Annotated in this window: 9 protein-coding genes and 1 pseudogene; 2 read left to right on the top strand and 8 right to left on the bottom strand. The window is 61.5% G+C overall.

Annotation, left to right across the window (positions count from 1 at the left end; genetic code table 11):
• Window positions 1–86: 86 nt before the first annotated feature.
• The 8 genes and pseudogenes from AC3WKX_RS33740 to AC3WKX_RS33705 all read right to left on the bottom strand — a co-directional run bounded on the left by AC3WKX_RS33740 (window position 87) and on the right by AC3WKX_RS33705 (window position 5,633).
• Window positions 87–1,166 (bottom strand): sigma-54 interaction domain-containing protein, encoded by a 1,080-nt coding sequence (locus tag AC3WKX_RS33740; RefSeq protein WP_102606491.1) that lies wholly within the window; start codon window positions 1,164–1,166, stop codon window positions 87–89.
• Between the two features lie 99 nt (window positions 1,167–1,265).
• Window positions 1,266–1,931 carry a methionine ABC transporter permease gene (locus AC3WKX_RS33735; RefSeq protein ID WP_003212526.1) on the bottom strand — a complete coding sequence of 222 codons (666 nt, stop codon included), beginning with the start codon at window positions 1,929–1,931 and terminating at the stop codon, window positions 1,266–1,268.
• Window positions 1,928–2,674: a methionine ABC transporter ATP-binding protein gene (locus tag AC3WKX_RS33730; RefSeq protein WP_003212524.1), complete on the bottom strand. Its 747-nt coding sequence runs from the start codon at window positions 2,672–2,674 to the stop codon at window positions 1,928–1,930. The genes AC3WKX_RS33735 and AC3WKX_RS33730 overlap by 4 nt, the downstream gene beginning before the upstream one ends.
• Entirely contained in the window at window positions 2,671–3,465 is a 795-nt protein-coding gene (locus AC3WKX_RS33725) for a MetQ/NlpA family ABC transporter substrate-binding protein (RefSeq protein WP_003212522.1), read from the bottom strand. Before AC3WKX_RS33725 ends, AC3WKX_RS33730 begins: the two co-directional genes overlap by 4 nt.
• A gap of 14 nt (window positions 3,466–3,479) precedes the next feature.
• Complete coding sequence (locus AC3WKX_RS33720; protein ID WP_102606492.1) at window positions 3,480–4,517, bottom strand: isopenicillin N synthase family dioxygenase; 1,038 nt, start codon at window positions 4,515–4,517, stop codon at window positions 3,480–3,482.
• A gap of 86 nt (window positions 4,518–4,603) precedes the next feature.
• Window positions 4,604–5,122, bottom strand: a pseudogene (locus tag AC3WKX_RS33715) (thioredoxin family protein); the annotation flags it as partial.
• 77 nt (window positions 5,123–5,199) lie between these two features.
• Window positions 5,200–5,379, bottom strand: a complete 180-nt coding sequence (locus tag AC3WKX_RS33710; protein ID WP_087695230.1) for a hypothetical protein — start codon at window positions 5,377–5,379, stop codon at window positions 5,200–5,202.
• An 11-nt stretch (window positions 5,380–5,390) separates the two neighbouring features.
• Window positions 5,391–5,633 carry a DUF2790 domain-containing protein gene (locus tag AC3WKX_RS33705; protein WP_003212513.1) on the bottom strand — a complete coding sequence of 81 codons (243 nt, stop codon included), beginning with the start codon at window positions 5,631–5,633 and terminating at the stop codon, window positions 5,391–5,393.
• Window positions 5,634–5,849: 216 nt separating this feature from the next.
• On the opposite strand from AC3WKX_RS33705, the gene AC3WKX_RS33700 reads away from it, so the two are divergent.
• Both AC3WKX_RS33700 and AC3WKX_RS33695 read left to right on the top strand, forming a co-directional pair.
• The gene (locus AC3WKX_RS33700) at window positions 5,850–6,590 is read left to right on the top strand and encodes a response regulator (protein WP_003212510.1); all 741 of its coding nucleotides are present in this window, start codon (window positions 5,850–5,852) and stop codon (window positions 6,588–6,590) included.
• Entirely contained in the window at window positions 6,587–7,891 is a 1,305-nt protein-coding gene (locus tag AC3WKX_RS33695) for an ATP-binding protein (protein WP_003212508.1), read from the top strand. Before AC3WKX_RS33700 ends, AC3WKX_RS33695 begins: the two co-directional genes overlap by 4 nt.
• The last annotated feature ends 446 nt before the right edge of the window (window positions 7,892–8,337 follow it).

The following is an 8,337-nucleotide window of genomic DNA, read 5'->3' as shown; positions in this document are numbered from 1 at the left end:
ACTTTGCCGCTTTTGCAAAGTGACTCGCTGTAAGAGCGAAACCATAAGCCGCCGTTACCCAAATAACGGATATGTACACCAAAAAATCAGGGTTTCACCCGCCCCTTGAGCATCCCATGATTCACCAAAAGCGTCCGCATGGCATTGCGCGTCACCCCCAACAACTCCGCCGTACGCAACTGATTAAACCCACAAAACGCAAACGCCTCCCGCACGATCAAATCCTCGATATCGTGCAACAACGAATCCCCCGGCACCTCGAACAACCGCAGCAACTGCTCCCGCACCACCTCCTGCGGAATCCTCGGCGCCCCGCTGTTAACGCTGGCATGCATCGCACTCAGCCCCGCAGAAAACTTCAAGTGCGACGGCATGATCGGCCTGTCCCCAGCCACCAAAAGCGCCAGGTGCACCACATTCTCCAGCTCACGAATATTCCCCGGCCACGGATAATCCAGCAACGCCTGGGTCGCCGACTCCGACAACATCGGCTCAGCGATTTTCAGCCTGGCACTGTAGAGCCGCCGAAAATACTCAACCAACGGCAGGATATCCAGCGGCCGCTCACGCAACGGCAACACCTGCACCTGCGCGACGTTGATGCGATAGAACAGGTCAAGGCGAAAGTTGCCCGCCTCCACCGCCTGCTCCAGGTCGATGTTGGTGGCCGTCACCAGCCGGATATTGATCTTGATCGGCTTGCGCGACCCCACGCGCACCACTTCCTGCTCCTGCAATACCCGCAGCAGCTTCACCTGCAACGGCAGCGGCAAGTCACCGATCTCATCGAGGAACAGGGTCCCGCCATCGGCTTCTTCAAACCAGCCGATCCGCCGCCCCGAGGCCCCGGAAAACGAGCCGGCCTCATGCCCAAAAAATTCGCTTTCCGCAAGGTTCTCGCTGATGGCCCCACAGTTCACCGGCACAAACGCACCGGTGCGGCCGCTGGCGCTGTGGATATAGCGCGCCACCAGCTCCTTGCCGGTGCCGGTCTCGCCATTGATCAACACCGGCGCTTCACTGGGGCCAACACGTTGCAAATATTCGAGCAGTTGCAGGGAACGCGGGTCGGCAAAAACCAGTGCCTTGGCGCGAATCGACAACGGGTCTTTTTCGCCCTGGGGCAAAGTCAGGATCGGCGTGGGATGCCCGTGGGGACGGTTCATGAAGAGTATTTCCCGGCGACGAGGTGAAGGTACGTAAGGGAACTTTACTCAGTCACGCATATAACTAGAAATATTAAAAATTCATTAGTACATAACCGTTTATCGACGATGCGCCAGCGACCTCACGCAACGATCCCCCAGGCTTTGCACGCCCTGGACCAGCACCACCAACACAATCACCGTCACCACCATGATCTGGTTATTGAAACGCTGGTACCCATAACGAATCGCCAGGTCGCCCAGGCCGCCACCGCCAATCACCCCCGCCATGGACGAAAAGCCGATCAGCATCACCAAGGTCAGGGTCAACCCCGCAAGCAAGGCAGGGAGCGCCTCCGGCAGCAGCACCTTGAAGATCACATGCCGAATATCCCCGCCCATGGCAACGATGGCTTCGATACGCCCCTTGTCCACTTCGTCCAGCGCGTTTTCGACAATCCGCGCAAAGAACGGAAAGGCGCCAATGGTGATCGGCACCACGGCGGCGGTGCTGCCCAGGGTGGTGCCGACGATCAGCCGGGTCAGCGGAATCAAGGCAATCAGCATCACCACAAAGGGCAATGAGCGGCCCAGGTTGATCACCGCACCCAGCACACGGTTCACCCGTGGCAAGGGGAACAGCCCGCCGCGGCGACTGACAAACAGCAGCACCCCCAGGGGCAGGCCGATCAGCAAGGTAAAGACCGCCGCCAGCAGCACCATGTACAGGGTTTCGCCAGTGGCCGTGAGCAGCAGTTGCAGGATGTCGTTCCAGTCCGTTTTCATACTGCCCTCACCGCTGGCAGGCTGGGGGCCAGTGAGCGGCCCAGGCTTGAGGCGGGGTCGGCCTGCAATTGAATCAGGCTGCCGCTTTCCACCACGCGCCCATTGGCCAGGGATACCGCGCTGTCGCAGATAGCCTTGACCACATCCAGCTCGTGGGTGATCAACACGATGGTCACCCCCAGTTGCCGATTGATACTGCGCAGCAGTTCCAGGATCGACGCGGTGGTTTCCGGGTCGAGGGCGCTGGTGGCTTCGTCCGACAGCAAATAATCCGGGCGCGCCGCCAGTGCCCGGGCGATGCCGACGCGCTGCTTCTGGCCGCCGGACAGTTGCGACGGAAACGCCAGCGCCTTGTCACTCAGGCCGACCAGTTCCAGCAATTCCTTGACCCGGGCAACGCGCTCGGCCTTGGGCTGGCCGGCGATTTCCAGGGGCACCGCCACATTGTCGGCGACGTTGCGTGAATGCAGCAGGTTGAAACCCTGGAAGATCATGCCGATACGCTGGCGTTGCTGGCGCAATTGCTTGTCACTGAGCAGCGTCAGGTCCTGGCCGTCCATGAGGATGCGCCCGGAAGTCGGGCGCTCCAGCAGGTTCAGGCAACGCAGCAAAGTACTCTTGCCCGCCCCGCTCCGCCCCACGATCCCGAAGATCGAACCATCGGCAATCTGCAACGACACGTTATCCAGCGCCGGCGGCTGGCCATCGGCGTAGGTTTTGCTGACCTGCTCGACGACGATCATTCGACAGCTACCGGAATCACCGAACCTGCATATTTTTCGGTGATGAACTTGGCCACCTCCGGCGAATTCAGGTCCTTTGCCAGCTGTTTGATCCGTGGGTCGTCCTGCAATTTCGGGGTGGTCACGAGGATATTCGCGTAGGGATTGCCCTGGGCTTTTTCCAGCCCAAGGGCATCCTTGGCCGGTGACAGGCCGGCCTCGAGGGCGTAGTTGCCATTGATCACGGCGAGGTCGACATCATCCAGGGCACGAGGAATCTGTGGTGATTCGATCTCGAGGATCTTCAGGTGCCTGGGGTTCTCGGCAATGTCCTTGGGCGTTGCCTGGTCCTTGGCCGGGTCGTTGAAACCGGGCTTGAGCGTGATCAGGCCGTTGGCTTGCAGCAGGTACAGCGCACGGCTCAGGTTGGTGACGTTGTTGGGCACGGCCACGGTGCCTTTATCCGGCACCTGGGCAAAGCTGGTGTGGCGATGGGAATAGATACCCAGCGGCTCGATATGCACGGTGGCCGCCACTGTGAATTTCTGGCCGAGAGCCTGTTCCTGGGAGTGCAGGTACGGCAAGTGCTGGAAGTAGTTGGCGTCCACATCACCGTGGGCCAGCAGTTCATTGGAGTTCACGCCGTTGGGGATTTCGATGATTTTCAGCTGCAGCTGCGGGTCGAGCTTCTGCACGTATTCGAGGATTTGCGCGTGGGGAATCGGGTCCGCCGCCACACGCAGGGCCTCGGCGGCCTGCGCGTCGAAGGAGGCAATCAGGACGGCCAGGGCCAGGGCTGTTTTCTTGAGCATGGTGATGTTCCTTATCAGGCGGACAGGGCTTGGGGAATCGTGGCATCGGCGTAAAACCGTTGGGCGACATCCGGATGGGAACGCAGGCGGCCCTTGAGGTAGTTCCAGCCGACGTCCCGCAGCAGCGGGTTACGCGGGTCACTGGTGGGGCCGTGGGCATCGCGCAGCAACTCGGGCGGCAACTGATACACCGGCACCACAGCGTCCAGTTGCGCACCGAGGAAAAACGCCAGGGACAAACGCTCGCTGCCCAGGGGCGGCGATTCGACCCGGTGCACCGTGGCACGCAGGTAGCCGTTGGTGGCCAGTTCCAGCAACTCGCCGATGTTCACCACCAGGGTGTCGGGGCGCGGCGAGGCGTCGATCCAGCGGCCCTCCTCCACTTCCACTTGCAGGCCGGCCTGCTGGTCTTGCAGGAGGAAGCTGAGAAAGCCGGAATCCTTGTGGGCACCGACACCCTGGCGACTCTGCTGGGCGTGGCGGCCGGGGTAGCGGATCAGCTTGATGTGTTCATTGGGCTTGGCGCCATACAGCGGGTCGAAAGCGTTTTCCGGCAGCGACAAGGCCTGGGCAAAGGCGCGCAACAGGCGCAGGGACATCTGCGTCATCGCCTGCTGCCAGGCCAGTAACAAGGGCTTGAGTTCAGGCAACGCGGCAGGCCACTGGTTGGGGCCTTGCAGGCGCGACCAGGCCGGTGAATCCGGGCCTTGCCGCAGCGGCTCGCGCTCGGCGCCGAGGTCGAACTGCTCACGCAGGTCCGGCTGCCCCCGGGTGATCTCCGACGCGGCGCGGTTGTAGCCGCGAAAGTGCGGGGAGTTGATCATGCCGACAGCAAGCTTGTCGGCCTCCGGCAAGGCGAAAAACCGGCGCGCCTGCTGCTGCACCTGGGTGAGCAACCCGGCGTCGATGCCGTGGCCGGTGAGGTAGAAAAAACCGATATGCCGCGCAGCGTGGCGCAGGTCATCGAGAAACTGCCCACGCTGGGCCGGGCTGCCGTCGAGCAGCGCCAGGTCCAGCAGGGGCAAGGTATTGATTGCCAGCGGGTGCGACATTGGGTGCTCACTCCATGAACAGGTACGTGGAGTGGTGAAGCTAAACGATCTAAAAACCCCGCAATAAATACCTTTTTGGCATTAGCTTAGGTTGGCGCGTTCGCTGCCCTGGCTTCTTCCAGCAAGGCCTGGATGACTTTCTCCTGATTGTCGTAGCGGCCCTCGCCGAAATGGCTGTAGCGCACTTTGCCGGTGGCATCGAAGAAGTAATGGGCCGGCCAGTACTGGTTATCGAAGGCGCGCCAGATGCGGTAGTCGTTGTCGATGGCCACCGGGTAATGGATGTCCAGCTTCTTGACCTGGCTGCGTACGTTATCCAGGACTTTCTCATAGGCGTTTTCCGGCGTGTGCACACCGATCACCACCAACCCGTCCCTGGCGTACTTCTTTGCCCACTGATTGACGTACGGCAGGCTGCGCTGGCAGTTGACGCAGTCGTAGGTCCAGAAATCCACCAGCACCACCTTGCCCTTCAGGCCCTCGGCCGTCAGCGGCGGCGAGTTGAGCCAGGCCACCGCGCCGTCGAGGGACGGCATGCGCTCATCGGACTGGCTGAAACTTTCGGCATCGACGTTGTTGATCAGGTAGTTCACCGCCTTGGGCACGCCGACCAAGGCAACCACCAGTGCCAACAGCAGCAGGCCTTTTGAGCGGCGCAGGTATCGGATGAAGTTCATGGGTGTCACCTCGTGGCCGGGGGTGTTTCGGCGCGTTTGCGAGCCGCGCCGTTTTGCGCCAGCGGCGTGTTCTGGAAGCAGGTTTCACTGCCAGTGAGTTTTTTCGCGGTGGCGGCATTCACATCCGCCGCCACACCCGCCAGGGAAAACGCCAGGGCGCTGAGAAAGCTGTTGAGTGGGGTCATGGCCGGTCTCCTCAGCTGCCTTCAAGGCAATTGCTGGAAAATTTGCGGTAGTCGAGGACGTGGCGCTGGCCCTCGGAATCGAGGTAGGTCAGTTTCGAGTTGACGATGCCGCACAGCGCGCCACCGGACTCTTCGGAGATCGACAGCACCTGATGGATATCCGGCTGGCTGGCGGTGGTTTCGGCATGGGCGGCAACACTCAGGCCAGTGAGTAAGGCAAACAGGCAACTGGCATAGGCAGCTTTGATAGTCATGGGTGGTTCCCCGGGGGTTCAAGTGGGCCGAGGCGGATTACCTCGATGGGCTCATTTGAACCTTGCGAGGTATCCGGATTGTGTCGGCCAGGCCCGGATTTTTGCGTCGATGTGTATCTCGTCACCGCCAGATACACTGCAATACAAAGGGCACAAGGCAAGCCCGCCGCCAGTGGCTAGACTGCGCATCAATGACTAATCAACGAGGAAGGCAGCATGGATCACGTCGATCACATTCTGATTGTCGATGACGATCGGGAGATCCGCGAACTGGTGGGCAACTACCTGAAAAAGAACGGCCTGCGCACCACCGTGGTGGCTGACGGCCGGCAGATGCGCAGCTTCCTCGACACCACGCCCGTGGACCTGATCGTGCTGGACATCATGATGCCCGGCGACGACGGCTTGCAGCTGTGCCGCGAACTGCGGGTGGGCAAGCACAAGGCCACGCCGATCCTGATGCTCACCGCGCGCAACGATGAAACCGACCGCATCATCGGCCTGGAAATGGGCGCCGACGATTACCTGGTCAAGCCCTTCGCCGCCCGTGAACTGCTGGCCCGCATCAACGCCGTGCTGCGGCGCACACGGATGCTGCCGCCAAACCTGGTGGTGACCGAAAGCGGCCGGCTGATCCGCTTTGGCCGCTGGCGTCTGGACACCACCGCCCGCCATCTGCTGGACGAAGACAACACCCTGGTGGCCTTGAGCGGTGCCGAATACCGTTTGCTGCGCGTCTTCCTCGACCATCCGCAACGGGTGCTCAACCGTGACCAGTTGCTGAACCTGACACAGGGCCGGGACGCGGACCTGTTCGACCGCTCCATCGACCTGCTGGTCAGCCGCCTGCGCCAGCGCCTTTTGGACGACGCCCGCGAACCGGCCTACATCAAGACCGTGCGCAGCGAAGGCTATGTGTTCTCCCTGGCCGTGGAAATCCTTGGGGACCCGGCATGACCCTCACGTTCCGCTGGCCGCGCACCCTCGCGGCGCAACTGACGGTAATTTTCATCGTCAGCCTGCTGTGCGCCAACGCCCTGTCGTTCAGTGCGCAGTTCTATGAGCGCTACATGAGTGCCCGCAGCGTAATGCTGGGCAACCTGGAAAACGACGTATCGACGTCGATCGCGATCCTCGACCGCCTGCCCGCCGCCGAGCGTGCCAGCTGGCTGCCGCGCCTCGACCGCAACGCCTACCGCTACCTGCTGAATGCCGGCGAACCCGGCGAGCCGATGGCCAGCGACAACGTGCCCATGGCCGCGACGTCGATTTCCGATGCGTTGGGCGAGCATTACCCACTGACGTTTCGCGACATCCCGGGCCTGCAAAAACACTTCCAGGCGCACCTGACCCTGGCCGATGGCAGCCCGGTCACGATTGATGTCTATCCCAAGCCGATCCCGTTTGCGTTCTGGCTGCCGGTGGTACTGGTGCTGCAACTGGTGGTGTTGCTGGTGTGCACCTGGATCGCCGTGCGCATCGCCATCCGCCCGCTGACACGCCTGGCACGGGCAGTGGAAACCCTCGACCCGAATGCCCGCCCGACGCCGCTGGACGAAACCGGCCCCACCGAGGTGGCGCATGCGGCGGCGGCGTTCAACGAAATGCAGAAGCGGATTGCCGAGTACCTCAAGGAGCGCATGCAGATTCTGGCGGCGATCTCCCATGACTTGCAGACGCCGATTACCCGCATGAAATTGCGTGCCGAGTTCATGGAGGACTCGGTGGACCGGGAAAAGCTCTGGAGTGACCTGGGGGAAATGGAGCATCTGGTGCGCGAGGGTGTGGCGTATGCCCGCAGTGTGCATGGGTCGACCGAGGCCAGTTGCCGGATCGACCTGGATGCGTTTCTCGACAGCCTGGTGTTTGATTACCAGGATATGAACAAGCAAGTGAGTTTGACCGGTAAAAGCGCGGTGGTTTTGGATACGCGGCCCCATGCGTTGCGTCGGGTGTTGGTGAACCTGGTGGACAACGCGCTGAAATTTGCCGGGGAGGCGCAGTTGGAGGTGGGGTCGACGGCGGCGGGTGAGCTTTCGATCAAGGTGCTGGACCGGGGGCCGGGGATTGCCGAGGATGAACTGGTGCAGGTGATGCAGCCGTTTTACCGGGTGGAGAGTTCGCGTAATCGTGGCACTGGTGGTACAGGGCTGGGGTTGGCGATTGCCCAGCAACTGGCGGTGGCGATTGGCGGGGAGTTGACCCTGAGCAACCGGGACGGCGGGGGGTTGTGTGCGCAGGTTCGGCTGGAGCTGTGACGGGCGGTGTGTATATCCATTATTTGGGTGATGGCTTGTATCGGTTCCGCTCTTACAGCGGCTCACTTTTGAACAGCCGGAATGCCGGCCCAGTCAAAAGTAAGCAAAACGCTCTTGCCCCACCACTCGGCTCCTCGCCTAGGCGAGGAGTGCCCTAACTCCGGCTTGAGTGTTTAGAAGCGAAATCAAAAGCTAAAGCGGGCACGGTGCACTGTAGGAGCTGGCTTGCCGGCGATGGCATCGCCTCGGTGTGTCTGATGTACCGAGGTGTCTGCATCGCCGGCAAGTCGGCTCCTACAGAAAGCGGCTTTTGATCTGGCTTTTAACACTCAGGTCGGCTCTCAGGCCGCCGTGCTCTTGCTTTTGATTTTGATCTGACTGCCCCAATAAGCCCGAGGCCGAACGCAGGTATTGCGCAGCGGGTAAACCGGCAGGACGCCGGTTTA

The organism is Pseudomonas sp. GP01-A4, from assembly GCF_058780865.1.
The sequence above is the reverse complement of the archived record's forward strand: the minus strand, read 5'-3'. Positions and strand labels throughout refer to the sequence as shown.

Excerpts from the sequence above, each read along its gene's own strand:
- AC3WKX_RS33740 (WP_102606491.1), bottom strand. The coding sequence starts at position 1,166 with ATGAACCGTCCCCACGGGCATCCCACGCCGATCCTGACTTTGCCCCAG.
- AC3WKX_RS33735 (WP_003212526.1), bottom strand. The coding sequence starts at position 1,931 with ATGAAAACGGACTGGAACGACATCCTGCAACTGCTGCTCACGGCCACT.
- AC3WKX_RS33730 (WP_003212524.1), bottom strand. The coding sequence starts at position 2,674 with ATGATCGTCGTCGAGCAGGTCAGCAAAACCTACGCCGATGGCCAGCCG.
- AC3WKX_RS33725 (WP_003212522.1), bottom strand. The coding sequence starts at position 3,465 with ATGCTCAAGAAAACAGCCCTGGCCCTGGCCGTCCTGATTGCCTCCTTC.
- AC3WKX_RS33720 (WP_102606492.1), bottom strand. The coding sequence starts at position 4,517 with ATGTCGCACCCGCTGGCAATCAATACCTTGCCCCTGCTGGACCTGGCG.
- AC3WKX_RS33710 (WP_087695230.1), bottom strand. The coding sequence starts at position 5,379 with ATGACCCCACTCAACAGCTTTCTCAGCGCCCTGGCGTTTTCCCTGGCG.
- AC3WKX_RS33705 (WP_003212513.1), bottom strand. The coding sequence starts at position 5,633 with ATGACTATCAAAGCTGCCTATGCCAGTTGCCTGTTTGCCTTACTCACT.
- AC3WKX_RS33700 (WP_003212510.1), top strand. The coding sequence starts at position 5,850 with ATGGATCACGTCGATCACATTCTGATTGTCGATGACGATCGGGAGATC.
- AC3WKX_RS33695 (WP_003212508.1), top strand. The coding sequence starts at position 6,587 with ATGACCCTCACGTTCCGCTGGCCGCGCACCCTCGCGGCGCAACTGACG.